Below are 23,282 nucleotides of genomic sequence, written 5' to 3' on the forward strand. Positions count from 1 at the left end.
AGCTACACCCCCTTCAGCTGGTTCCAGGTCAGCGGACCCTTGGGCAGATAATCATGGGTATGTGCAGCTGCCGGATAGACCGAAGGTTTGCCGTCCACCCCTGACCACGGAACCGTATCCGCAGCCTGGGCATAATCGACCTTGCCGTTGTTATTCGTGTCGTAGATGCTTTTCAGCATATCGCCAGTGCTCTGGCCTGCCGCCAGCAGCATATTGCTGCTGCCGCTGCCGATGAACAGCTTGCCGCTATCTGTGCAATAGCCAAGCTCGCCTGCGGCCAGCGTACCCAGCGCACTCTCCAGGCCGCGGCGGATTTGAATCAATGTCTTCCGTGCCATGGTCACCGCCTCCTAGAATGTTCCGCCGTCGATAGTACTTACCGTGAGCTGGTTGCCATTGGCCGAATCGTAGACGATGCTTGAGCCGTCGATGTTGACCTCGATGCCAGTGGAGTTTACCAGAATTCCCTTACCCGGCTTGGCTGCAACACTGGTTGAGCCGACAATGATCCCATTGCCTGCCCCGACGGTCAGTGTGACACTGTCCGCCTGCCCGCCGCCGGTAAGCCCATTCCCCGCCGTAATCGTCTGCAGCGCACCGCCCGTCCGCACCCAGGCGCTCCCGTTCCAGCTGTAGATTTTCTGCTCATCGTCCACATAAGCCGTCCAGCCGACAGCCGGAACATAATAGACCCAGCTACCTGAGACATACTCCGCAATCTGACTGGTTTTACCCGCCCAGACGCCGGTTGCGCCGGAAGGAATGATATACCGGTCAGCTTCCACGGGACTTACTGGTGGAGCCGCCAGATTCTGATCCTTCACCGAAGCCTGCGGCTCAATATTATGCTTGGCCAGCTCGATTTCGTTTTTGATTTTTTGCGCGGACCACAGATCTGTAATCGTCGCCCCGCTGTCGTTGATCACCCTGTGCTTCGCGGCATCGTTAAGATGCGTTGCAATTTCTGCGGCAGTCTTCGTATTCGTGCCATCCGACACCTTATTGGGATGCCCTGCTGTAAGATCCGCCTTGAGCACCTTGGCATACGTGGAGCCGTCAGCGATATCGTCCACCGTACCGCTCACATCTGTTAATTTCTGCGCATTAACCCGCCGCCAGACGGTCCCGTCATCGAAATACAAATATCCGTTGTTACTCCCGCTGCTCACCACATACAGACGCCCCGCCGAGGCTGCCGCAGGACGCGAAGCTTCGGGACCGGACAAGGCCCGGCCCACCATGGAGTTAGACGAACCGTCCCCGATATAGACCTCCTTCGTATCTGTGCAGAAACCCATTTCGCCCGCCTTCAGCATCCCGTAAGTGGACAGCTCGGCCCGGGTACCGCGTTTGACCTGAATAGTCTGTGCCATATTACACCTCTCTTCTAAAAGATCCGCCGTCAATCAGACCGGCCTGTTTATAACGCTCCAGCTCACGCTGCGTAGCCGTAAGTCCGCCCTGTAACTGGTTCACATCATCCGCTTCCACAGTATCCCCCGGGGTCTCGTAAGTCACATAGACCTCGGGCACATCCGCATAGATGTTGATGAGCCGCCGCCAAGGGGCCTCGTCCGGGAAAGAGACTGAGTAATTCCGCACCTCTGTCCCGCTGAAGCGTGAGCCTGTGTACACGGCCAGCGTCTGATTGTTAATATTGTCGTGGGCCAGCAGTCCGCTGAATGCACCACCTGTAAGCCGAAGCTTCTCCTCTACAACATGACTGCCGCCGTTTGCCTTTTTGTTCAGCTTATCCTGAAAGACATCGATCTGCTCCGGATATCCCATGCCTACACCTCCAGTACGACATTGCCGAACAGCGGCACTTCTGTCTCCAGCAGAGGGATATTTGCCGTTCCGCCGTTCAGCTTAAGTAAGCTATAGTCCACTACGCCCTCCGTATTCAGCAGCAATGCGCCAATGACCGATTGGCTGATATAGGTAGCGGCAAAAGCCTTCTCCTTACGATACTTCTCCAGGAGCGCGGTAAAAGCTTGAATAACCGGCTGCAGCGCATACCCCCCCGCCAACGTGACCTTCGCGGTCACGCTAATCGTGCGGCCCGTGGCCGATTCCACCGTCACCACCGCCCCCACCGGAGCCTGGCCCTCGCCAAGACCCGGCGCAGGATCGATGAACTGCTGCACCTGGGAGACCAGCAGCGGGGAGGCGGGCTGATGCTCCGCATTCACAATGACTACCTTGACCGTCTTCGGTCCGGCCCACAGCGGGAAGACCCGCGCTCCCCCTACGCCTTGAATCTGCTGCGCCCACTCCATATAATGATATTTATTGCCGCTCGTTGCAGGCCGCCGGGCCGAATCGAAGTACCGCTGACGCAATGCTTCATCCGTCTCCGCATCCGTGCCGGGAACCAGCAGGCCCGTAATCTCCCCCCGGGCCAGTCCCGGGATATAATCAATCGGCAGCAGCGCGCCCGTATACTGATTCCCCTCCGCCCCGGCAGTCTCGCTCTCCAGGCGGTACGTCCCCGGAGCCAGCTTCTCCGCCGCACTATAATGAAGCAGTCCCAGGGAGAAGCGGCTGCCCAGCGGAATATCCAGAGGCTGTTCACCGCTGGCATAGAACCTCGCGCCAAGCTGCGCTTTGCCTGCCGGATGACGCTTCAGTCCCGTCCAGGCAATGGTTCGTTCCAGATATTCGCCGTCCGCCGTATCCGGGAAGAACAGATTATTGCTGACCTCAAGCTCAAGATACATCTGGGCCATTTCAGCCGCTGCCGGCGCAAGCGCATCATAGATAATACTTCCCTCGCGCTTATCCAGCCCCTCTGGAACCCGATCCAGCATACGTTCCAGCAGAGCCTCGTACGTCTGATCCTCATACACTGGCCATCTCCTCCTTTCTAAGCTCCAAATCACCGTATACTGTGACAGCCGTACAGCTGAAGCTAACCGTATCTCCTTCAAAAAGAATCTCCACATCCTCAAGCGCCTGAATCCGCTCATCCTGGAGCAGCGCATCGCTGATCAGGCGGCGCAGCTCCGGCCGGGCCAGCAGCCTGTCCTGACCCAGCACCAGCTTCCACTCCGTTCCGTAGTCCGCGCTATAGATCAGGTGCTCATAACGGTTGGTCTGCAGCACCTTGATCGCTGCCTGCTTCACCGCTTCCAGCCCGTCTACCCGCCCGCCGATCCGACCGCGCTCCCAGTCCATCCGGTACGTCAGGCTCGGAGCATTCCCAGGAGCGGTCACATTCCCTTCCAGCGCTCCCGTCACCGGACCCGATCTGCCTATCGCCGGAATCATAGGTCCACCAGCCGATCGAGGACAATATAGCTCTGTCCGCCTTGCATCCGCACGAGCAGCACGCGGTCTCCCGCTTCAAGTCCACGGCGGAGCAGGATCTCCCGGCCTTCGATCACAGCCTTGCTCTCCATCACGGATTCAACCACAACCAGTGCGGCTCCCGTCAGCAGCAGCCGCTGCTCCACCTGAATCTGCAGCGGCTGTGCCAGAACCACCGTTCCATAAGAAAAAGCCACCGGATTCGTATTGGATACGGCCCCGAGGCTTGCCTGTTTAATAATATCGAGCATGTTGTCTACACCACCTTAATGTCTAGGGACATCGTATGCTCCCCTCCGGAAATTTTATGGCTGCATTGATCTACCAGGAACAGCTGTGTCTGGAATTCATCCAGCAGCACATAAATGAAGTTCCCTGCCCTCACCCGTATATCGCCAATAGCCTGCACGGAGAGACTGACCTTCTCGCGGTTATGCTGCTTCAGCAGATTGTCTGCTTTCTCCTGGATCTGCGCGGCATTCGCATTATCGTCCGCCTTCTGGTAGAGATGCAGGATACCCCAGCGCTTTACATTTTCTTTATCTGTGACCGGATAGAACTCGCGTTTGCCGGTCTTTTCGTTGTCCTGGTAGAGCAGAATCGTATTGTACGTATTATCGTCGATACTTCTTTTCAGCGAATAATCATACAGATAATGGCCTGCCCCCAGAATCACCTTAAGCAGCATGGACTGCGGGCTGCGCAGCGTCAGCTTGCCAAAATCATCATAGAACGCCATCAGCTGGCCCTTATACTGCAGCTCACTGCCGACCGCACCCATAATAATATCGAGCAGCTTCTTGCCGTCTTCGATCAGCGAGGGGATCTTGTACTCCGCCGGTTCCAGTAATCCAAGCCGCAAGCCGCGGTCTTTGGCAATGGTACTGATGACCTCAGCCGCAGTAACATCCTGAAGTACATAACTGCCATTGCCCAGCAGATAGCGGATCTGATCGTACGCCGTCAGCTTGATCTCCTGATTTGCACCCGTGTCAATGCTGAAGACGAAGCCGTAGAATACATCGACTCCGTCTCTGCGGAACTGCACTATATCCCCGTTGCTGATCGCGAATTTCTTATGCTGATATATACCGCTGTCCACCAGCGTAAGCTCAAGCGTCGCAGGCTTGCCGGTCCGGGTGGTTTTCCACGTGATATCCGTAACGATTCCGGCAATATTCCAGATGGCGCCTTCCTTATTAATTATGATTAATTCCATCGCCATGGCCTCCTAAGACAGCTTGATCACTCGGCCAATTTTGAGCTTCTTCAGTTCGCTGTCCGAGATATTGTTCAGCTTTTGCAGCGTTTTGAATTTACTGCCGTCACCGAGCAGCTTTTGGGCCACCGACCAGAGCGTATCCCCGGCTTTGAGCGTATAGGTAGCAGGCACTGCCTTCTCGCTTGCCCGTTTCTGCTGCTTCTTCACTTCACCGGTGCTGCCAACCTTCACGGCTAACGCCTGATAGAACACATACTTTTTGAGTCCAAGTGTATAATCGATATCCCCCGAGGACCCCGCACTGAGCTTCCAGGAGAAGTTCTCAATACTGACCGCCATATTAATGCCAATATCCCCGGTAAAAGTCTGCTGCGCCTGCGCCCTGGCCTGCCTCAGCCAATCAGGGGTTTGCGTATTCTGCACGTTCGCCGATTTCAGCCCTGAGAAAACAAACCGGACCGGCCTGCGGCTGAGCATCCATTTGCGGATCAGCTCTACATACTCGTAGGGTTTCAGCAGCTTACCGGCATTCTCCCCGGAGTACACCACAAACGGATAATACTGTGCCGGAAACATGCTCTCAATCGTAATCTCCGTCAGCTTGGGATAAGCGATAGCATTGATTTCACCGAAATCCACGATCGTATAACTTTTGCCATCGCTGTTCTCCTTGATCTCCAGCGTCTCAGGGTTCACCGGAAGCCGGATCACCTCTTCATAATTATTGAAGCTAAGATAGAATCCATACTCCTCCATGTTACGTGTACACCCCCTGCGCCGTAGAGACGAACTCCTCTTTCAGCTTTTGCCCAATCTTCGTGATAATGGAGTCAATATCGCCGGAATTATTAATATTTCCGGTTGTTACCTGCACCGTTGGAGTCAGCTCGACAAAATTCTGAATCGACTGAATCTCCGCCAGCTCCCGCAGCATATCCAGATCATCACTGGAGATATCGACCTTTTCATTGATCTTGCCTACCTCGCCTACCTTGTTGACGTTGTTCAGGCTGCCGTTTTGGTTGGCGAAAGCGTTAGTTGAACCTCCCGGGATATTCTTAAGAGACTTAGGGTTAGTTAACTCCTTGACTTTATCCTCCGTTTCTTTTCCCTTATCCATAAATTTATTCGTAGCATTCATTCCTGTTTGGTTACCCTTATCATAAGCCGCACTGATATCCTTATAATCTTTCTGCTTGGACATTTCAAAGACAACTTTGTCTGCCGGTTTATACACTTCAAGGCCTTGGCGGTATTTAGCAATAATATCACTGGCACCATGAGGAGTCTCGGGTTCCTCTACATCAATTTTGACCTTGCTGATCCCTAATGTGTCGAAGAATGGAATGCTGCTCAGCATATCAACCAGCGAGTTGAATTTGTCGAGCACCCACTGGATAGCCTTAGCCATTATCTTCATGAATCCTCCGGCGAATCCTTCTGCGCCTACAGCAATACTATACATAACATCCAGTGCACCAGCGGCAAGACCATAAAAGAATCCCTGCACTTTATTGACAGCCCAATTAAATATATAAACTAACCCATCGCCAGCCAAAGTGAAAAAATTCTGGATACCAATCGCTATATTCTGCACAACTGCAGCCAGATAGTAGAACGATCCCACAATAAACCCGACAACCTCACCCGCAGAGACGCCAAGGTGCTGCAGAATCATTAATAAGACTGCTATCACAGCAATGACGATTAAGATAGGCCAGTTCGCCACCAGCCAGGCGGCAGCAAGCATATAGACCTGAACGATCATAGCTGCCAGGAAGACAACGGCAATCGCTTCAAGGATAGGCTTAATAAACGACCAGTTATCCTGAACCACCTGGGCCAGCCATAACAGCCCGTCAACGACCATTGAGATCACATTTGCTATGAAAAGAAACCCGTTAGCCATCGCATCAATAAGCGGCGCTAACTGTCCCGAAGTTAACGCTGTGTTAATCGTATCCATTACCGGCCGCAGAGCGCCCAGTGCCTTAGCACCAATCTGTCCGAGCGCATTGTCAATATTCTCGTTCATCACGTTCCATTTCTCAATATCCTCAGGCTGTGCTGCTTCCTTCACGGCCTTCTCCCCGAACGACTTAATCGCGTTAAACGGCGTTACCACATCAGCCGTTTTGAGGAATTTCATGATCTTGGAATCGCCGCCCGGTGCAGGTGGGACTGGTGGAGGTACCGGCGGCGGCACCGGGTCTTTCTTCAAATTGATCTTCGGCTTCGGCAGGACCTCGGGTACTGGCGGTTTAACATCCTCTTTTTTCACCTCAGGCTTTTTTTCTTCATTTTTCTTTTTTTCTTTAAGCCCTTTCCACCAGTTTACCTTTTTAGCCTCTTCCTCTTTCTTAGGCTCCTCTACAGTAGGCGTGGCGTTAAGCATCCGGACCCCCAACTGCTGGGATTGCGCAGCCCTTTGACTTTGCTGCATCACAATTGTTCTGGACACATCCACTTTGACAGGCAGCCGTTTAAATCCTTCCAACAGCGTATCATTAATCTGTTGCAAGGATTGAATCATCCGATCCTCCGAGCGGATGATTTGTTCACTGGAACGTCTCACAGCCGCCTGAAAACCCTTTACCGACCGGTTAACCATGTCGAGATTATTATTCATCCGCAGGCTTTGTTTGTGGACGGCTTTCCAGATCGTAACCGACCTGCGCGAGATAATGACTGCTTTCGAGCTATCGATTTCCATTCTTTCACCCCCTTCATCGCTTCTTCCCCTTGCTCCGCGCGCGCTCCCGCTTCTCCTTGTCCACGCGGACGGAGATCATGGCATAGATCGCCGCGCGTTCGCGGACGGAGAGCTTCATCAGCTCATGCGGGAGAATATGCAGCTCATGGAGGGCGTAGTAAGCCAGATTCGCCTCACCATCGCCCTCGTTGATTAGTTTTTTACGTCATCTACCAGCTCGTTCATATCGGTGGCGAAGCCGTTCAGGGCCTGTACCCGTTCCCCAAGCGCAGCGAATTCCCCGGGCAGCAGCATTTTGCGCAGCAGTGATTCGGCACCCATTACCCCGTAGGAGCGTTGAAGCTCCGTATTCTTCAGATCCGGATGCACAATGCTTGCCGTCATCAGCTTCGCCATATATTCATTGGGATCAATATCCGTAGTGTAGGTTCCGTTCTTTCCTTTGACCTTGCGGGTAGCCGCCTTGCGGCATTCCTGGTTCTCTTCCTCATTCATACTGCGCAGCTTCCAGACAGCAGGGTTACCTTCCTTGTCCTTGAACCGCAGCGAGACCGCGAATTCCTCTGTTGTATCACAAGCCGCATTTTGCGCAAAAAACAAACTTAATTCACTCATGTTGTTCCTCCCGGATTCTTATTGTGTTAAGGCAGCGAAGAGGCCCGCCACAGAATACCGCCGCACAGCGCAGCAATGGTTTCAATGATCCTCCAGATACTTTGCGGGAGCCCCGAACCTTTTCAGTCTTCTACTCTTTTACAACCTGCGGATAGTCCGCTTATGCTTTATTGGCCGGAATTCGCCGGAGCCGCGAAGGGCTGCACCAATTCCACATCCTCGAAGGTAAAAGCAACCTCTTCCTCCAGTGCATCCGACTCCGTATCCAGCGAAGCCATAATCACACTGTCCAGATTGACATCCTTCAGCATGATACGCTGGGCACCCACGGTTGAAGAAGGATCTTCATTGGTCACGATAATGCTGAAGTATTGGTCAATCCCTGTCTTCATGTACTCCAGCATCATCTGGCGGAAACGGCTCGTCATGTAGAAAATCGTCATCGTACCGCTGCCCGACCAGCCAGTCGCCTTATGCTGCACTCCGCGGCGTCCCAGCGTCTTCACTTCCGCCTTCTGCTTTTCAACCGTGGCTTCCAGGGTTTTGACATAGAACATCTCTTCCGTCTGTCCGTTAATCGTGGCATACGCCCGGCCCTCCTGGCCGGACAGCGTATCGCTGGCTCTCAAGAATGTCATCTTAGACCACCTTCACTTTCATATATACTTTTTCTACCGAATCTACCGGCTTCACCGCTACCTCCAGCACTACGCTGTCACTGTCCGCTCCAGGAGTCACGACAATGTCACTCTGCGCATTGAAGTTTTCAATCGCCCCGAGGTTCTGCAGATCATTCATATAAGTGACGCACTGCGACCAGAAGAGCGCGCGCCCGTCCTCATTATTCGGCAATTTTCCAATGAAGTAGCTCTCAAAAATCCGCTTCAAATCACCAGCGATCCCATCCAGCACACGCAGCACGCGGTTCTTGGAGAAGGCCTTGCCTTTGTCTGTAGAGAAGGAGGTGAACGTGTTAATGTCCTGCTCCACTACTGCACGGCCTCCGCTATAGGTGAACAGCAGCTCTCCGTCTGTAAGTGCTTCTACCGTCTCGGAATGGCTGAAACGCACATCCGCATCTACAGCATCGTCATAGGCCTGATAAGTCAACGATTCGTTCACCGCAGCAGCGGCAGTAGCCCCGGCTACCCAAGCCACGGCATGAGCTTTATCCACCACCGTTCCATCACTCAAAATGACACCGTTCGCCACACTGATAATGCCTTCATGATCAGCCGTAGCATAATCGGACAAGACCGCCTGCACCTTCTTGCCTTCCGTGTTACGCAGACGCTTCACATAGGCGCTATACAGCGACTTCAGCGTGTTATCCTGGGATACCAGACCTACCGTCTGGAAATCCTGAACCTCCAGCGCCGACAAGAACGCACTATGCTCCGCATTCGTCACCACACCATTCGCACCGCCTGCCAGCGGCAGCCCTGCGCTCACCGTCAGCGCACCGGATTCATTCGGCTTAAATTCTACATAAGCGTTCGCAGCCAGATCGGCAGCAGCGCTTACCGTCTGCTTGTCCACCTCTGCCCCGTCCAGCAGCGTCCGGACATCGAACTTAGTAGCGTCATCGATATTTTTCTCGATCACTACCTTAAGCGCATTCCCGCGCTCCCCGCCATAGAGCGCAGTCGCCTGAATTCCGTTATTGGCCACAGCAGCCTTCACACCCTGATTCAGACGGTAGAGCAGCAGTGTGCCCGCCCGCTTCAGCACCTCTCGCACCGGCAGCAGCTCTGCAGCCGTCAGATCGTAGCCCAGCTTTTGCTGGAAATCTTCCTGAGCCGTAAGCTTAAGAATGACTCCCGCAGGCCCCCAAGGCAGTGCAAGCGCCAAAGCAGCCGTACCACGTTCCCCCATTTTACCTGCCACAATGCCGTTCGAGGCCACATTTACGTATACCCCCGGACGCACCTTGTTTTGTGTTGTCCATGTTCCTCCAGCCATTAGATAACCTCCTTATTTAGATACAGCTCCATTAAATGCTTAGCCTCTTCCAAGGTGTAGCTCCTGTCCTCTTGCAGAACTACCTCCAGTACATCCTTTTCCCGCGGCGCAAACAGAGCGGACTTCATCATCTGCTTCTTTCCAAAAGCACCCGCTCCCCCGCTGCCGCGTTCCCGCTCACTTGCCTTCATTTCCTTAGAACTCATTTCAGCCGCGCCCCTTCTGTGAAGTGTCCCATCAGCTCTGCCTCTTCCTCCGGCTGCTTCTGCTTCTGGAGATAGAGCATATAGTCCACGGTGAACAGCGCCCCCCGTCCCTCTGCTCCGGCTACCCAGGACTGGCGCACCACCCGATAAGCGGGATTAACACTTTCTCTTGCGTCCAGTGCCTCACAGAGCCCGTCAGCCATAGCCTCTGCGTCCAGCAGACTTCCTTGCTCATAGCGGATACCGAAGCGGTAGATCGCCATGTATCTGCCTTCACGCTGCCTGTCGTAGGTTGCCGAGAGCAGCTCCAGCCTGAAGTAGGCTGACTGCGGCTTATCCCCTTCCACATAGACAGGAATATCCGGGAAAAACTGCACCAGCGCAGCAGTAATATTTCCCCGTAGTTGCTCTACCGTCATGATTTCATTCCTCTCATGAATAGATGTGGTAATCCCTCCTGCCTTTCTTGAAGTCACTCGCGGATTCGATTCAGGAAGAATGGGACCCGTCTTGTACCCGGCAATGACTGAAGGAGCTTTCACCGCGCTTGTCTGCCGGCCTGCCTTAGGCTTCGATGATGTGGAGCATTCATGCTCCTGCGGTGTCCTTCTGCTTCATTTGCCATGTTATAATCATAGCCCCCCTGAGACCTTGCGCAGGCGCTATTACAGATGAGTTAACGATAACTTCCGGTGGTAAAAGGGATGGTAAATGGTGCTCCCCGCCTTAGCCCCGTCACTCCTGCACGGCCTGCTTCAATGGAAGGATTCAATATACGGCGGGGCCGCCAGAACATATAAGCTCATGCAAAAAAGCCGCATCACCCCGGCGGGCAATACGGCCATGTTGATTACATATGGAAGCTGCATTTTGTGTCCAAAGGATTTCTACCTCTTAGGCAAGTTCCCTTCAGCCGGGGTTTTCGTGAGCGTAGCGAGAGACAGCAGCTGCAGATCAGCGAGCGCCAGCGCCATCTTATAGAACGCCTTCGACCTGATTTTCACATAAGTATCCTTGCTCACCGGAGGATCGAACACATGATTATAGATAGTGTAGTCATAGCTCTCCTCTCTGCGCATGTACCTCTCCCGCACCAGTTGTTGTTCCCTCTGGGTAAGCCGCTCTACAACTGAATCGATTACATCACAATACGCCCGTCTTGCAGCAGGCACATCTACATTATGCGTGGCAATTGCTGCTGTCTGATCGGTAACCGTATTAGTCGCCCCATGGAAACGTTCCGTGTAGGAATAAGTAATCCCGGCCTCTTTAGCCTCGAACGTTACAGACTTGAAAATCCGGTATTTCTCCAACATATTCTCTATAGTGACCTGAGTCCTGCGGCGGTCAAGCTCGGGCAGCGAAGATAGAATCATCAACATTTATACCACTCCTTAGATGTTATACAGATTTAAGAACTTTGTTGCGGACCTTTCCGGCCAAATGTGTTAAAATTCTACTTGTTCGTATAGTGTTCGCTTTTTTTGATAATATACCACTTATCTACCAATTCAGTAAAACCTCATTTTGGCCCGTTTTGCAGCATAAACAAGCTATATGCATGTCCATTCTTACCTTTTGGCAATAATAGACTCTTTATTGTTTACCTATTGGCATAAATAGCTTATAGTAAGTACAACAGCTTTTTAGGTGATTAGGGATAAGGAGTGGTTATCGATGGCAGAGGAATTCGGATACTATCTGAGACAGCTTCGGGAAGGAAAGGGACTGACCATTAATCAGCTGGCAGCGCTTGCCGGTATCAGTGGAGCCCAAATCTCACGGATCGAGAATGGATTACGGGGTGTCCCCAAGCCGGCTACACTGCGTAAGATTGCTGAAGCGACCGATGTGTCTTACGAGGAGCTGATGGGCCATGCCGGTTATTTAACCGAGACTGGAAGCAGCACAGAGAGCTCTGTGCCTGCCTGGGCCACCAGCAAGGATAAGCGGGACTTCCGCCAAATGCTGGAGGATGACGGTGAGCTGATGTTTGACGGGATTCCCTTGAACAAGGAAGATAAACAGCGGATCAAGGACGTGTTAACCGGCCTGTTCTGGGAGGCGAAGCAGATGAACAAGCGGACCAAGCCCAAACAACATCCAGGTAAAGAGTAAGTACCAGGCAATCCAACTACTATTAACATGCTGCGGGTGAAGAATATGGATGAGCTAATCAAGCGTTTGGTCAAAAAATACAATACCAGCAGCCCTTTCGAACTGGCTGAAGCACTCGGGATTCACATCCGGTTTATGCATCTGGGTGACGGCACCAAGGGCCTCTACTACCGTAAGCTAAGAAGAAGGTTCATCGTCATTCATAACCAGCTGCCGCTGGAGTGGCAACGGTTCGTATGCGCCCATGAACTCGCGCATGACCGTCTGCACAAAGGGGTCAACCGTTTCTTTCTGGAGGAGAATTCCTATTTCTCACCAGGCAAGCTGGAGCGGCAGGCTAACCTGTTCGCGGTCAAGCTGCTATCGGTCGGCACTGCCATTGAGCAGGATGAATCCCTACAGAGTTATTATGCAAGGATTGGCATCCCGGCTGAGGTTGTCTTTTTTTTAGACGATTAAAGGAACATACGTTCCTTTAATGACGCAACAAAAAACTCTTACCGCAGTAAGAGTTGATTGCCAGCCATAAGCTGTTCGATCGGGATGACACGATTTGAACATGCGACCCCCTGGTCCCAAACCAGGTGCTCTACCAAGCTGAGCTACATCCCGAAACTATTAGATTATTATGGAGCGGGTGATGGGAATCGAACCCACGCTATCAGCTTGGAAGGCTGAAGTTCTACCATTGAACTACACCCGCACAGGTGAAATGAATATCGGGATGACACGATTTGAACATGCGACCCCCTGGTCCCAAACCAGGTGCTCTACCAAGCTGAGCTACATCCCGTTAATAATTAATGAAGTAATAATGGCGCGCCCTGAGAGATTCGAACTCCCGGCCTTTTGATTCGTAGTCAAACGCTCTATCCAGCTGAGCTAAGGGCGCAAAAAATATTGGAGCGGACGACGGGAATCGAACCCGCGACCCTCGCCTTGGCAAGGCGATGCTCTACCGCTGAGCCACGTCCGCAAATAAGTGGTGCGCGTGAAGGGACTTGAACCCCCACGTCTTACGACGCCAGATCCTAAGTCTGGTGCGTCTGCCATTCCGCCACACGCGCATGAATTAATAAAAGTGAGCCATGAAGGACTCGAACCTTCGACACCCTGATTAAAAGTCAGGTGCTCTACCAACTGAGCTAATGGCTCATATTTGGCAGGGGATATAGGATTCGAACCTATGATGACGGAGTCAGAGTCCGTTGCCTTACCACTTGGCGAATCCCCTACAATAGATACCTATATAATGCCCACAATCTCCCTCAAATATCAAGAACATTATGGTGGAGGCTGAGGGGTTCGAACCCCCGACCCTCTGCTTGTAAGGCAGATGCTCTCCCAGCTGAGCTAAGCCTCCATATGTATGGTGACTAATAAGGGTACTAGTTAAAAATGGTGACCCGTATGGGATACTCTTCACTCCATTACGAGATTGCGAAGTATTCCTTACGAAGCCTATCCTTCAACGAACCCAGGGAATTCTCATCCCATAAAAAATGGTGACCCGTATGGGATTCGAACCCATGTTACCTCCGTGAAAGGGAGGTGTCTTAACCCCTTGACCAACGGGCCTTAAAAAATTTGTGGAGCTCTCAACCGGATTCGAACCGGTGACCTCTTCCTTACCATGGAAGCACTCTACCTGCTGAGCTATGAGAGCATGGCTCCCCGAACAGGACTCGAACCTGTGACAACTCGATTAACAGTCGAGTGCTCTACCAACTGAGCTATCAGGGAATATTGTCCGCTTGGCAACGTCCTACTCTCCCAGGACCCTTCGGTCCAAGTACCATCGGCGCTGGAGGGCTTAACGGTCGTGTTCGGGATGGGTACGTGTGGAACCCCTCCGCTATCGCCACCAAACGGGCATTTACAGCGTAAATGCTTCAGGAATTTGATTCCTGAAAACTGAATCCGAAACGAATCTGCGTGATAGAAATTTGGATAAGCCCTCGACCGATTAGTATTGGTCAGCTCCATGCATTGCTGCACTTCCACCTCCAACCTATCTACCTCGTCGTCTTCAAGGGGTCTTACTAATTGGGAAATCTCATCTTGAGGGGGGCTTCACGCTTAGATGCTTTCAGCGCTTATCCCGTCCGTACGTAGCTACTCAGCCATGCTCCTGGCGGAACAACTGATGCACCAGCGGTACGTCCATCCCGGTCCTCTCGTACTAAGGACAGCTCCTCTCAAATTTCCTGCGCCCACGACAGATAGGGACCGAACTGTCTCACGACGTTCTGAACCCAGCTCGCGTACCGCTTTAATGGGCGAACAGCCCAACCCTTGGGACCTACTTCAGCCCCAGGATGCGATGAGCCGACATCGAGGTGCCAAACCTCCCCGTCGATGTGGACTCTTGGGGGAGATAAGCCTGTTATCCCCAGGGTAGCTTTTATCCGTTGAGCGATGGCCCTTCCATGCGGTACCACCGGATCACTAAGTCCGACTTTCGTCCCTGCTCGACTTGTAGGTCTCGCAGTCAAGCTCCCTTATGCCTTTGCACTCTGCGAATGATTTCCAACCATTCTGAGGGAACCTTTGAACGCCTCCGTTACTCTTTAGGAGGCGACCGCCCCAGTCAAACTGCCCGCCTGACACGGTCCCCGTACCCGATAAGGGCACTAGGTTAGAACCTAGATACGATCAGGGTGGTATCCCAACGGCGCCTCCGCAGAAGCTTGCGCTCCTGCCTCCACGGCTCCCACCTATCCTGTACAGATCGTACCCAAATTCAATATCAAGCTGCAGTAAAGCTCCATGGGGTCTTTCCGTCTTGTCGCGGGTAACCTGCATCTTCACAGGTATTAAAATTTCACCGGATCTCTCGTTGAGACAGCGCCCAAGTCGTTACGCCATTCGTGCGGGTCAGAATTTACCTGACAAGGAATTTCGCTACCTTAGGACCGTTATAGTTACGGCCGCCGTTTACTGGGGCTTCGGTTCACAGCTTCGGACTAAGTCCTAACCGCTCCCCTTAACCTTCCAGCACCGGGCAGGCGTCAGCCCGTATACTTCGCCTTACGGCTTCGCACAGACCTGTGTTTTTGCTAAACAGTCGCTTGGGCCTTTTCACTGCGGCCCCCTCGGGCTATTCACCCTACCGAGGCACCCCTTCTCCCGAAGTTACGGGGTCATTTTGCCGAGTTCCTTAACGAGAGTTCTTCCGCGCGCCTTAGAATTCTCTTCTCGCCTACCTGTGTCGGTTTGCGGTACGGGCACCTTCTCCTGACTAGAGGCTTTTCTTGGCAGTGTGAGATCATGACCTTCGCTACTGTAATTTTCGCTCCCCATCACAGCCCAGCCTTACGGTGTGCGGATTTGCCTACACACCAGCCTCACTGCTTAGACGGACATCCATCAGTCCGCGTCACTACCCTCCTGCGTCACCCCATCGCTCATAGCGGATTACGGTGGTACAGTAATTTCAAACTGTTGTCCTTCGACTACGCCTTTCGGCCTCGCCTTAGGTCCCGACTTACCCTGAGCGGACGAGCCTTCCTCAGGAAACCTTGGGCTTTCGGCGGATCAGATTCTCACTGATCTTTTCGTTACTCATACCGGCATTCTCACTTGTATACTCTCCAGCGCTCCTTACGGTACACCTTCAACGTATATACAACGCTCCCCTACCCCAGATACAAAGTATCTAGCCATAGCTTCGGTGGTGTGTTTAGCCCCGTTACATTTTCGGCGCAGAGTCACTCGACCAGTGAGCTATTACGCACTCTTTCAATGGTGGCTGCTTCTAAGCCAACATCCTGGTTGTCTGTGCAACTCCACATCCTTTCCCACTTAACACACACTTGGGGACCTTAGCTGATGGTCTGGGCTGTTTCCCTTTTGACAATGGATCTTAGCACTCACTGTCTGACTCCCGGCAAGAAGTAAATGGCATTCGGAGTTTGACTGAGCTTGGTAACCCTTGCGGGCCCCGCACCCAATCAGTGCTCTACCTCCACCACTCCATTCACCGAGGCTAGCCCTAAAGCTATTTCGGGGAGAACCAGCTATCTCCGAGTTCGATTGGAATTTCTCCGCTACCCCCACCTCATCCCCGCATTTTTCAACATGCGTGGGTTCGGGCCTCCAGTGCGTGTTACCGCACCTTCACCCTGGACAGGGGTAGATCACACGGTTTCGGGTCTACGTCCACATACTTAATCGCCCTATTCAGACTCGCTTTCGCTGCGGCTCCGGCTTCTCACCTTAACCTTGCATGTTAAACGTAACTCGCCGGTTCATTCTACAAAAGGCACGCCATCACCCATAAAAAGGGCTCTGACTTTTTGTAAGCACACGGTTTCAGGTTCTATTTCACTCCCCTTCCGGGGTGCTTTTCACCTTTCCCTCACGGTACTGTTTCACTATCGGTCGCCAGGTAGTATTTAGCCTTAGCAGATGGTCCTGCTGGATTCATACGGGGTTTCACGTGCCCCGCACTACTCGGGATCCGTCTCGGAGAGAATACCATTTCGGCTACAGGGCTTTTACCTCTATCGCGGGCCTTTCCAGACCTCTTCGCCTACCATATTCCTTTGTAACTCCATGTGAGACGTCCCACAACCCCAAGAGGCAAGCCTCTTGGTTTAGGCTGTTCCGCGTTCGCTCGCCGCTACTGACGGAATCACTATTGTTTTCTCTTCCTCAGGGTACTTAGATGTTTCAGTTCCCCTGGTCTGCCTCTGCGTATCCTATGTATTCAGATACGAGTAACTGCGAATTACCACAGCTGGGTTTCCCCATTCGGACACCCCCGGATCAAAGCTTGCTTACAGCTCCCCGAGGCAGTTTCGTTGTTCGCCACGTCCTTCGTCGGCTCCTGGCGCCTAGGCATCCTCCGTGTGCTCTTAGTAGCTTAACCAATGTGTTTTCCCTAAGGAAAATCACGGTAGCAACTAATAACTATCTCCACTTGCTTACACAAGTTTCAGCTAAAAGATGTTCTAAAACGCAAATTCGTTTCGGTATCCAGTTTTCAAGGATCAAGATGCTGTTATAATGAAACAATCACGGCTGTGATGTTCGGAATAACAGACAATGTGCATATACTTTTGTAAAGAAGTTTTGGTGGAGCCAAGCGGGATCGAACCGCTGACCTCCTGCTTGCAAGGCAGGCGCTCTCCCAGCTGAGCTATGGCCCCATATAGGTATTCAATTCATAAGTGTTATATGGTGGGCCTTGGTGGACTCGAACCACCGACCTCACCCTTATCAGAGGTGCGCTCTAACCAACTGAGCTAAAAGCCCATATAACAAAACTTACAGTAGTGAAGCAATCAATAAATTGATTGTTCGCTTGGCGGCGTCCTACTCTCCCAGGACCCTTCGGTCCAAGTACCATCGGCGCTGGAGGGCTTAACGGTCGTGTTCGGGATGGGTACGTGTGGAACCCCTCCGCTATCGCCACCAAACGCATACGAAAGAGACTTGATCTTTCAAAACTGAACACGAGTGAGTGTCCGAACCCGAAGGTTCTATTGTGGAAGCTTACGCTTCCGATTTGAATGTTTCCGTTGCAGGAAACGATTCTCCATAGAAAGGAGGTGATCCAGCCGCACCTTCCGATACGGCTACCTTGTTACGACTTCACCCCAATCATCTACCCCACCTTCGGCGGCTGGCTCCCTTGCGGGTTACCCCACCGACTTCGGGTGTTGTAAACTCTCGTGGTGTGACGGGCGGTGTGTACAAGACCCGGGAACGTATTCACCGCGGCATGCTGATCCGCGATTACTAGCAATTCCGACTTCATGCAGGCGAGTTGCAGCCTGCAATCCGAACTGAGACCGGCTTTGCTGGGATTGGCTCCACCTCGCGGCTTCGCTTCCCGTTGTACCGGCCATTGTAGTACGTGTGTAGCCCAGGTCATAAGGGGCATGATGATTTGACGTCATCCCCACCTTCCTCCGGTTTGTCACCGGCAGTCACTCTAGAGTGCCCAGCTCAACCTGCTGGCAACTAAAGTCAAGGGTTGCGCTCGTTGCGGGACTTAACCCAACATCTCACGACACGAGCTGACGACAACCATGCACCACCTGTCTCAACTTTCCCCGAAGGGCACCTGATGCATCTCTGCTTCGTTAGTTGGATGTCAAGACCTGGTAAGGTTCTTCGCGTTGCTTCGAATTAAACCACATACTCCACTGCTTGTGCGGGTCCCCGTCAATTCCTTTGAGTTTCAGTCTTGCGACCGTACTCCCCAGGCGGAGTGCTTACTGTGTTAACTTCGGCACCAAGGGTATCGAAACCCCTAACACCTAGCACTCATCGTTTACGGCGTGGACTACCAGGGTATCTAATCCTGTTTGCTCCCCACGCTTTCGCGCCTCAGCGTCAGTTACAGCCCAGAAAGTCGCCTTCGCCACTGGTGTTCCTCCACATATCTACGCATTTCACCGCTACACGTGGAATTCCACTTTCCTCTTCTGTACTCAAGTCACCCAGTTTCCAGTGCGACCTCAGGTTGAGCCCAAGGTTTAAACACCAGACTTAAATAACCGCCTGCGCGCGCTTTACGCCCAATAATTCCGGACAACGCTTGCCCCCTACGTATTACCGCGGCTGCTGGCACGTAGTTAGCCGGGGCTTTCTTCTCAGGTACCGTCACTCCGGCAGCAGTTACTCTACCGGACGTTCTTCCCTGGCAACAGAGCTTTACGATCCGAAAACCTTCATCACTCACGCGGCGTTGCTCCGTCAGGCTTGCGCCCATTGCGGAAGATTCCCTACTGCTGCCTCCCGTAGGAGTCTGGGCCGTGTCTCAGTCCCAGTGTGGCCGTTCACCCTCTCAGGTCGGCTACGCATCGTCGCCTTGGTGGGCCGTTACCCCACCAACTAGCTAATGCGCCGCAGGCCCATCCCCAAGCAGCAGATTGCTCCGCCTTTCATTCTCTCCTCAGGAGAAGAAAGAAATTATCCGGTATTAGCTACCGTTTCCGGTAGTTATCCCAGGCTTGAGGGCAGGTTGCCTACGTGTTACTCACCCGTCCGCCGCTAAGTCTGAAAGGAAGCAAGCTTCCTTTCAAACTCCGCTCGACTTGCATGTATTAGGCACGCCGCCAGCGTTCGTCCTGAGCCAGGATCAAACTCTCCAAATTGGTATTTAGAAAGAGCGATTGCTCATTTTGAAACATCTGACGAGAATTTACATTCTCTAATTTGGATCTCACCGAAGTGATTTCCCACTCACTCGTTGTTCAGTTTTCAAAGATCAATGTCTCATTTTAGCTCTTCACCGCATCTCAGCGGCGACCTTCATAATATATCATAGTGTTTCGTTGTTTGGCAAGCTTTTTTTTGAAAAAGTTATTTTTCATTATTTCTTGCCTGCGCCTTCTCATTAAACATTCAAAAGGAGCGCGAGATATAATGTATCATGTCGGCTCCCTTTTCGTCAAGCTATTCCATTCATTTTATTTATTCCGGTTAACTGCCTACTCCAAACTTAGTGCTTGAACTGAGAAGAACGTCCGCCCCACGCATACTTAGACAGCTCTTTCTGTGGAGCAAATCGTGCATACATACGGAAAACTGTTTTATATCGATTAGCAATTGCATGCCTAATGTTCTGATCTAAACGCTGGTCACTCATATCCAGCAGCATCTCATCCAGCTCTTTGCGCAACACATAGTCCAGCTCCTTGCATTCCTTCTCATTGAATAACATTCCCAGCATATGCTTGGCCTCCTTCATGAAATTCATAGTTATCCAAAATCATCAAACGCCGTTTCATCTCACTCAAAAAGCCATTTGATGCGGGAAGCTCTATTGAAGTGCTTACACTAAATTAACCGGAGTATTGAACCTATAACCATTATCATAAGAAAATCCCATTTATGGACTCTCTTTATCGTACCTGGCAGCAGATCCAAATGTTTCGGCTTTACTGTTATGCACAATTCCCCAGGATTTTATGATAAAAGCCAAAATGTAATTGTGCTCTCGATGATTGCTGCAATAAATAACAGAATCACGATCCAGACTGAAGCGGTGAAGGTCTGCCGCATGAAGGCCTGCCAGTTCACTGGCTCTCCCCCGCTCCGCTTCATCGCTCCAAAGAGTGCAGAGAGCACCTTACTGCCGAATTTCAGCCCAAAGGCACAGGCAATGATGATGGCCGGAATCTCTATGATGCCGTGCGGCAGCAGTCCTTTTACAATCAGCGTGAACAGATCCTGTCCCTGTATCGCGGACAAATGAATCAGATAGCCGATAACCGCACCGTTGATGAGCAGGAAGAAGGCCGGCAAGAGACCGAATAGGGCTCCCAGATAAATGATGACAACGCTTTTGATACTATTGTTCAGAAAAATGAATACAAAAAAGCTCCACTGCGGATTGGACGACTCTCTAAGGTTCCCGCTAATCTTACTGATTCCCTTCAATTGCTCGTTGAGCAGCTGCTGAAGACTTCCTGTACCGATCCACCCTAAGAATCCCCCGGCTATAAATAGAATTGCGGCCATTAGGAGCGCGGTGCGAATCGTCCTTAGATCCTTGATAAATGTATTAAAAGATAACATGCGTACCTCCTGATTTAGATTCTGCGGAATTGCAATTCGTATGGATTGATTCATATCTGAGGTCATAAGCGCCCTGTACGAGCATACATTTAGAACAAACAAGCATTTCGCATGGGAGAGGAGCGCTGACATTATGAATTCTTTTTATGTATTTAGCGGCAAAAAGATCAAACGGTTCCTGTATATTTTTGCTGCTGCGCTTCTTACCGCCGGCGTTGTCTATGTGGAGAGGGGCAATATTACCGTATTCTCTGAAGCTGCCCCTTCTGCCATTTACAGTGTGCCGACGGAAAAGAAGCTGATCGCCTTAACCTTCGATATCAGTTGGGGAGAGAAACGCCCTGAGCCGATTCTGAAGGTGCTGGAAGACAAAAAGGTGGATAAAGCGACATTCTTCCTGTCCTCACCTTGGAGCAAAACCCATCCCGAAATCGTGACAAGCATCAAAGACGCCGGGTTCGAGATTGGCAGCCACGGTCACAAGCATGTGAACTACAGTACGTTAAGCAATGATGAAATTCGCACGCAGATCAGTACAGCCCATACAGTATTAACAGAGCTAACCGGTTCGCAGCCCAACCTGATCAGAATGCCTAACGGTGATTTTGACAAAAGAGTCCTGCAGGTGGCTACCGATCTAGGCTACAAAGTCATTCAATGGGATACGGACTCACTGGACTGGAAGAACATAGGTGTGGATAACATCGTTAACCGTGTAACAAGCAAAGCCCATCCCGGAGATATTGTACTGCTGCATGCCAGCGACTCCTGCAAACAGACGCATGAAGCCCTGCCTCAGATTATTGATAAGCTCCGCAGCCAGGGGTATGAGTTCGTAACCGTCTCAGAGCTGATCAGCCAAAGCAGTGCCAACGGCAAGGAAGTCCGCGATTCCGCCTTGCTGGATAATAGCCTGGAAGACGCTGCAGGAATGTAACTCCCTTACCTGTGCATGGCATCAGTGGCGCGGTGAGATCAGCTGTGAGATATCCGGCGTCGGTGTATTCAGCTTCGGGTAGCTCAGGTCAAGCCCCTCCAGCGTTTTGACTACAATCTTGAGGGCCAGATAGTTGCGGTACCAGCGGTGATTCGCCGGAATCCAGTACCACGGAGCCTTATCTATACTGCTTTCCTGAAAAACATCCTCGTACGCCTTTTGATAATCGTCCCAGTATTCACGTTCCTGCAGATCACTGGCATCGAATTTCCAGTGCTTCGCCGGATCTTCAAGCCGCTCCTTAATCTTCTCCAGCTGCTTCTCCTTGGAGATATGCAGAAAGAGCTTAATGACCGTCGTTCCCTCTTCCGCCAGCATTTCCTCGAACTGGCGGATGTAGCGGAACCGCCGCTTGGCATCCTCCTTGCTAAGACTGCCATGCACGCGGGGCACCAGCACATCCTCATAATGCGAACGGTTGAAGGCGGCGATATAGCCTTTGGGCGGGGTCTTCATATGGACTCTCCACAGGAAATCGTGGGCTTCCTCCTCCAGTGAGGGCTTCTTGAAGCTGGTTACGATGAACCCTTGCGGATTGACGCCGGAGAATATGTGTTTGACGGTGCCGTCCTTACCGCTTGAATCCATTCCTTGAAGAATAACCAGCAGCGAATGCTTTTTCTGAGCAAAAAGGATATCCTGCAGCTTAACCAGCCGTTCCTTCAGCTTCTCCATTTTGGCTTCGGCTTCTTCTTTGGATTTGAAGTCTCCCCGTTCATCAGGATCGAGGTCCTTCAGGCGTGTTTCACTTGTGTCTTTTATCATATAGCGCTTGATGTTCATATATTCCCTCCTCCACTCTGTTCTTTAAGATTAACCTCTTCATCTTCATTCTAACCGCTCCCGGGTAGGCAATGCCAAAACCCCGTCTCCCTGGTTGTATACAGAGGGGCGGGGTTTTGAGCATGATTGCTATGGTCAGATAGAGGCCGGCTTCAGTACACGGTGCAGCATCAGAATCTGGAAGGCATTACAGGCGACAAGCGGTACAAGAATAAAGATGGTGGCGCTGTCCACGCCGATCCGCAGCACACCGATAATCTCCACTATAGTGATGGCTGTCATGAAGAAAAAGGTCGGGACCCAGGCTGACGCGTTCGTGCTGCGCATTTTGAGCCAAGATACAATTAGAGCAGTAAACAGAATCGCTATGCCTAGCGTCACATCCGTCCGGGCGCTCTGGTCTCCGCCGACAAAGGTGCGCAGGAACATCAGCTCAAACAGTGCCAGCACAGCTAGCACCAGTTGTATGTAGCGCCACGCCTTACGCGGGAACACCCCGATGCCCGTATAGTTGAGGATCAGATACGCAAAAAATCCGAGCTGGGCGTATACGCTTACAAGCACTCCGTAGCCCAAAAGAATCAGGGAGTACAGGAGAAGATCGGCAGTGCCTTTAAACTCTATACCGCCATTCCCTATCTGCAGAGCAAGTCCAGCAATGACAGCCCCGCCTGCACCGATCAAAAGCGTGGTCCAAAACAAATAAAACCATTTTCTCAAGCTCAGCGCTTTCACCTCCCCGTGTCAGATTTATTTTACCAAGGTTACCGTCAAAAAACCATTCCGCTTCAACATAAATGTTCCCTCGCGCGGCATACTACA

At 51.9% G+C, this 23,282-nt stretch carries 22 protein-coding genes, 14 tRNA genes and 4 rRNA genes; 3 read left to right on the forward strand and 37 right to left on the reverse strand.

Annotated elements, in window-relative coordinates:
• Positions 1-2 precede the first annotated feature (2 nt).
• The 15 genes from NSS83_RS15335 to NSS83_RS15405 form a co-directional block, all read right to left on the reverse strand.
• A complete protein-coding gene (locus NSS83_RS15335) occupies positions 3-338 on the reverse strand; it encodes a hypothetical protein (protein WP_076160700.1) in 336 nt (111 codons plus the stop codon).
• A gap of 12 nt (positions 339-350) precedes the next feature.
• Complete coding sequence (locus tag NSS83_RS15340) at positions 351-1,373, reverse strand: DUF2793 domain-containing protein (RefSeq protein ID WP_341348559.1); 1,023 nt, start codon at positions 1,371-1,373, stop codon at positions 351-353.
• Position 1,374: 1 nt separating this feature from the next.
• On the reverse strand, positions 1,375-1,788 hold the full coding sequence (locus tag NSS83_RS15345; RefSeq protein ID WP_209879667.1) for a phosphoglucomutase: 414 nt from the start codon (positions 1,786-1,788) through the stop codon (positions 1,375-1,377).
• A 2-nt stretch (positions 1,789-1,790) separates the two neighbouring features.
• Positions 1,791-2,849: a baseplate J/gp47 family protein gene (locus NSS83_RS15350; protein ID WP_341183773.1), complete on the reverse strand. Its 1,059-nt coding sequence runs from the start codon at positions 2,847-2,849 to the stop codon at positions 1,791-1,793.
• Positions 2,842-3,270 (reverse strand): DUF2634 domain-containing protein, encoded by a 429-nt coding sequence (locus NSS83_RS15355; protein WP_341183772.1) that lies wholly within the window; start codon positions 3,268-3,270, stop codon positions 2,842-2,844. Before NSS83_RS15355 ends, NSS83_RS15350 begins: the two co-directional genes overlap by 8 nt.
• A complete protein-coding gene (locus NSS83_RS15360; RefSeq protein ID WP_036696221.1) occupies positions 3,267-3,560 on the reverse strand; it encodes a DUF2577 domain-containing protein in 294 nt (97 codons plus the stop codon). The genes NSS83_RS15355 and NSS83_RS15360 overlap by 4 nt, the downstream gene beginning before the upstream one ends.
• A 5-nt stretch (positions 3,561-3,565) precedes the next feature.
• Positions 3,566-4,528 (reverse strand): hypothetical protein, encoded by a 963-nt coding sequence (locus NSS83_RS15365; protein WP_341183771.1) that lies wholly within the window; start codon positions 4,526-4,528, stop codon positions 3,566-3,568.
• 12 nt (positions 4,529-4,540) lie between these two features.
• Entirely contained in the window at positions 4,541-5,287 is a 747-nt protein-coding gene (locus NSS83_RS15370; protein WP_341183770.1) for a LysM peptidoglycan-binding domain-containing protein, read from the reverse strand.
• Position 5,288: 1 nt separating this feature from the next.
• Positions 5,289-7,244: a hypothetical protein gene (locus NSS83_RS15375; RefSeq protein ID WP_341348560.1), complete on the reverse strand. Its 1,956-nt coding sequence runs from the start codon at positions 7,242-7,244 to the stop codon at positions 5,289-5,291.
• Positions 7,245-7,436: 192 nt separating this feature from the next.
• On the reverse strand, positions 7,437-7,859 hold the full coding sequence (locus NSS83_RS15380; protein WP_036696211.1) for a phage portal protein: 423 nt from the start codon (positions 7,857-7,859) through the stop codon (positions 7,437-7,439).
• Positions 7,860-8,026: 167 nt separating this feature from the next.
• Entirely contained in the window at positions 8,027-8,497 is a 471-nt protein-coding gene (locus NSS83_RS15385) for a phage tail tube protein (RefSeq protein ID WP_340937760.1), read from the reverse strand.
• A 1-nt stretch (position 8,498) separates the two neighbouring features.
• Positions 8,499-9,821 (reverse strand): phage tail sheath family protein, encoded by a 1,323-nt coding sequence (locus tag NSS83_RS15390; RefSeq protein ID WP_341348561.1) that lies wholly within the window; start codon positions 9,819-9,821, stop codon positions 8,499-8,501.
• Positions 9,821-10,027: a hypothetical protein gene (locus tag NSS83_RS15395; RefSeq protein WP_341348562.1), complete on the reverse strand. Its 207-nt coding sequence runs from the start codon at positions 10,025-10,027 to the stop codon at positions 9,821-9,823. The genes NSS83_RS15390 and NSS83_RS15395 overlap by 1 nt, the downstream gene beginning before the upstream one ends.
• Complete coding sequence (locus NSS83_RS15400) at positions 10,024-10,569, reverse strand: DUF6838 family protein (RefSeq protein WP_341348563.1); 546 nt, start codon at positions 10,567-10,569, stop codon at positions 10,024-10,026. The genes NSS83_RS15395 and NSS83_RS15400 overlap by 4 nt, the downstream gene beginning before the upstream one ends.
• Before the next feature lie 345 nt (positions 10,570-10,914).
• Positions 10,915-11,400, reverse strand: a complete 486-nt coding sequence (locus NSS83_RS15405; protein ID WP_341185203.1) for an ArpU family phage packaging/lysis transcriptional regulator — start codon at positions 11,398-11,400, stop codon at positions 10,915-10,917.
• Between the two features lie 304 nt (positions 11,401-11,704).
• Between NSS83_RS15405 and NSS83_RS15410 the strand changes: the two genes are divergently transcribed.
• Both NSS83_RS15410 and NSS83_RS15415 read left to right on the forward strand, forming a co-directional pair.
• On the forward strand, positions 11,705-12,145 hold the full coding sequence (locus NSS83_RS15410; protein ID WP_341183765.1) for a helix-turn-helix domain-containing protein: 441 nt from the start codon (positions 11,705-11,707) through the stop codon (positions 12,143-12,145).
• A gap of 45 nt (positions 12,146-12,190) precedes the next feature.
• On the forward strand, positions 12,191-12,604 hold the full coding sequence (locus NSS83_RS15415; protein WP_036696270.1) for an ImmA/IrrE family metallo-endopeptidase: 414 nt from the start codon (positions 12,191-12,193) through the stop codon (positions 12,602-12,604).
• A gap of 79 nt (positions 12,605-12,683) precedes the next feature.
• On the opposite strand, the gene NSS83_RS15420 is transcribed toward NSS83_RS15415, so the two are convergent.
• From NSS83_RS15420 to NSS83_RS15515, 20 genes are all read right to left on the reverse strand, one after another.
• Positions 12,684-12,757: transfer RNA gene (locus NSS83_RS15420), tRNA-Pro, on the reverse strand.
• A gap of 17 nt (positions 12,758-12,774) precedes the next feature.
• Positions 12,775-12,848: transfer RNA gene (locus NSS83_RS15425), tRNA-Gly, on the reverse strand.
• A 16-nt stretch (positions 12,849-12,864) separates the two neighbouring features.
• Positions 12,865-12,938 (reverse strand) — tRNA-Pro (locus tag NSS83_RS15430).
• A 22-nt stretch (positions 12,939-12,960) separates the two neighbouring features.
• A tRNA-Arg gene (locus NSS83_RS15435) sits at positions 12,961-13,037 on the reverse strand.
• A gap of 9 nt (positions 13,038-13,046) precedes the next feature.
• Positions 13,047-13,121, reverse strand: a tRNA-Gly gene (locus NSS83_RS15440).
• Between the two features lie 7 nt (positions 13,122-13,128).
• Positions 13,129-13,212: transfer RNA gene (locus NSS83_RS15445), tRNA-Leu, on the reverse strand.
• 15 nt (positions 13,213-13,227) lie between these two features.
• Positions 13,228-13,300, reverse strand: a tRNA-Lys gene (locus NSS83_RS15450).
• Positions 13,301-13,305: 5 nt separating this feature from the next.
• Positions 13,306-13,379: transfer RNA gene (locus NSS83_RS15455), tRNA-Gln, on the reverse strand.
• 53 nt (positions 13,380-13,432) lie between these two features.
• A tRNA-Val gene (locus tag NSS83_RS15460) sits at positions 13,433-13,508 on the reverse strand.
• A gap of 140 nt (positions 13,509-13,648) precedes the next feature.
• Positions 13,649-13,723, reverse strand: a tRNA-Glu gene (locus NSS83_RS15465).
• 12 nt (positions 13,724-13,735) lie between these two features.
• Positions 13,736-13,811: transfer RNA gene (locus NSS83_RS15470), tRNA-Thr, on the reverse strand.
• A gap of 1 nt (position 13,812) precedes the next feature.
• Positions 13,813-13,888: transfer RNA gene (locus tag NSS83_RS15475), tRNA-Asn, on the reverse strand.
• 9 nt (positions 13,889-13,897) lie between these two features.
• Positions 13,898-14,014 (reverse strand): 5S ribosomal RNA (rrf, locus tag NSS83_RS15480).
• Between the two features lie 77 nt (positions 14,015-14,091).
• Positions 14,092-17,018, reverse strand: a 23S ribosomal RNA gene (locus NSS83_RS15485).
• A gap of 204 nt (positions 17,019-17,222) precedes the next feature.
• Positions 17,223-17,298: transfer RNA gene (locus NSS83_RS15490), tRNA-Ala, on the reverse strand.
• 29 nt (positions 17,299-17,327) lie between these two features.
• Positions 17,328-17,404 (reverse strand) — tRNA-Ile (locus tag NSS83_RS15495).
• Between the two features lie 47 nt (positions 17,405-17,451).
• Positions 17,452-17,568 (reverse strand): 5S ribosomal RNA (gene rrf, locus NSS83_RS15500).
• Between the two features lie 125 nt (positions 17,569-17,693).
• A 16S ribosomal RNA gene (locus tag NSS83_RS15505) occupies positions 17,694-19,254 on the reverse strand.
• The 16S, 23S and 5S rRNA genes sit together here with 14 tRNA genes alongside, the layout of an rRNA operon.
• 347 nt (positions 19,255-19,601) lie before the next feature.
• Entirely contained in the window at positions 19,602-19,832 is a 231-nt protein-coding gene (locus NSS83_RS15510) for a hypothetical protein (protein ID WP_036692450.1), read from the reverse strand.
• Between the two features lie 236 nt (positions 19,833-20,068).
• On the reverse strand, positions 20,069-20,680 hold the full coding sequence (locus tag NSS83_RS15515) for a stage II sporulation protein M (protein WP_341348564.1): 612 nt from the start codon (positions 20,678-20,680) through the stop codon (positions 20,069-20,071).
• A 133-nt stretch (positions 20,681-20,813) separates the two neighbouring features.
• On the opposite strand from NSS83_RS15515, the gene pdaB reads away from it, so the two are divergent.
• The gene (gene pdaB, locus NSS83_RS15520; protein ID WP_341150182.1) at positions 20,814-21,617 is read left to right on the forward strand and encodes a polysaccharide deacetylase family sporulation protein PdaB; all 804 of its coding nucleotides are present in this window, start codon (positions 20,814-20,816) and stop codon (positions 21,615-21,617) included.
• 21 nt (positions 21,618-21,638) lie between these two features.
• Here the strand turns inward: pdaB and NSS83_RS15525 are convergent, their stop codons facing one another.
• Positions 21,639-22,460, reverse strand: coding sequence for a PPK2 family polyphosphate kinase (locus tag NSS83_RS15525; RefSeq protein ID WP_341183763.1), 822 nt, complete (start codon positions 22,458-22,460; stop codon positions 21,639-21,641).
• Between the two features lie 135 nt (positions 22,461-22,595).
• Positions 22,596-23,186 carry a KinB-signaling pathway activation protein gene (locus NSS83_RS15530; protein WP_341185202.1) on the reverse strand — a complete coding sequence of 197 codons (591 nt, stop codon included), beginning with the start codon at positions 23,184-23,186 and terminating at the stop codon, positions 22,596-22,598.
• Positions 23,187-23,282 lie beyond the last annotated feature (96 nt).

This window comes from Paenibacillus sp. FSL H3-0469 (assembly GCF_038051945.1).
Classification (GTDB): domain Bacteria; phylum Bacillota; class Bacilli; order Paenibacillales; family Paenibacillaceae; genus Paenibacillus_AQ.

Bases quoted from the DNA above. Each gene is read 5' to 3' on its own strand.
- NSS83_RS15510 (WP_036692450.1), bottom strand. From the start codon at position 19,832: ATGCTGGGAATGTTATTCAATGAGAAGGAATGCAAGGAGCTGGACTAT.
- NSS83_RS15365 (WP_341183771.1), bottom strand. From the start codon at position 4,528: ATGGAATTAATCATAATTAATAAGGAAGGCGCCATCTGGAATATTGCC.
- NSS83_RS15390 (WP_341348561.1), bottom strand. From the start codon at position 9,821: ATGGCTGGAGGAACATGGACAACACAAAACAAGGTGCGTCCGGGGGTA.
- NSS83_RS15395 (WP_341348562.1), bottom strand. From the start codon at position 10,027: ATGAGTTCTAAGGAAATGAAGGCAAGTGAGCGGGAACGCGGCAGCGGG.
- NSS83_RS15525 (WP_341183763.1), bottom strand. From the start codon at position 22,460: ATGAACATCAAGCGCTATATGATAAAAGACACAAGTGAAACACGCCTG.
- NSS83_RS15410 (WP_341183765.1), top strand. From the start codon at position 11,705: ATGGCAGAGGAATTCGGATACTATCTGAGACAGCTTCGGGAAGGAAAG.
- NSS83_RS15360 (WP_036696221.1), bottom strand. From the start codon at position 3,560: ATGCTCGATATTATTAAACAGGCAAGCCTCGGGGCCGTATCCAATACG.
- NSS83_RS15415 (WP_036696270.1), top strand. From the start codon at position 12,191: ATGGATGAGCTAATCAAGCGTTTGGTCAAAAAATACAATACCAGCAGC.
- NSS83_RS15335 (WP_076160700.1), bottom strand. From the start codon at position 338: ATGGCACGGAAGACATTGATTCAAATCCGCCGCGGCCTGGAGAGTGCG.
- NSS83_RS15380 (WP_036696211.1), bottom strand. From the start codon at position 7,859: ATGAGTGAATTAAGTTTGTTTTTTGCGCAAAATGCGGCTTGTGATACA.
- NSS83_RS15375 (WP_341348560.1), bottom strand. From the start codon at position 7,244: ATGGAAATCGATAGCTCGAAAGCAGTCATTATCTCGCGCAGGTCGGTT.
- NSS83_RS15355 (WP_341183772.1), bottom strand. From the start codon at position 3,270: ATGATTCCGGCGATAGGCAGATCGGGTCCGGTGACGGGAGCGCTGGAA.
- NSS83_RS15370 (WP_341183770.1), bottom strand. From the start codon at position 5,287: ATGGAGGAGTATGGATTCTATCTTAGCTTCAATAATTATGAAGAGGTG.
- NSS83_RS15345 (WP_209879667.1), bottom strand. From the start codon at position 1,788: ATGGGATATCCGGAGCAGATCGATGTCTTTCAGGATAAGCTGAACAAA.
- NSS83_RS15515 (WP_341348564.1), bottom strand. From the start codon at position 20,680: ATGTTATCTTTTAATACATTTATCAAGGATCTAAGGACGATTCGCACC.
- pdaB (WP_341150182.1), top strand. From the start codon at position 20,814: ATGAATTCTTTTTATGTATTTAGCGGCAAAAAGATCAAACGGTTCCTG.
- NSS83_RS15340 (WP_341348559.1), bottom strand. From the start codon at position 1,373: ATGGCACAGACTATTCAGGTCAAACGCGGTACCCGGGCCGAGCTGTCC.
- NSS83_RS15385 (WP_340937760.1), bottom strand. From the start codon at position 8,497: ATGACATTCTTGAGAGCCAGCGATACGCTGTCCGGCCAGGAGGGCCGG.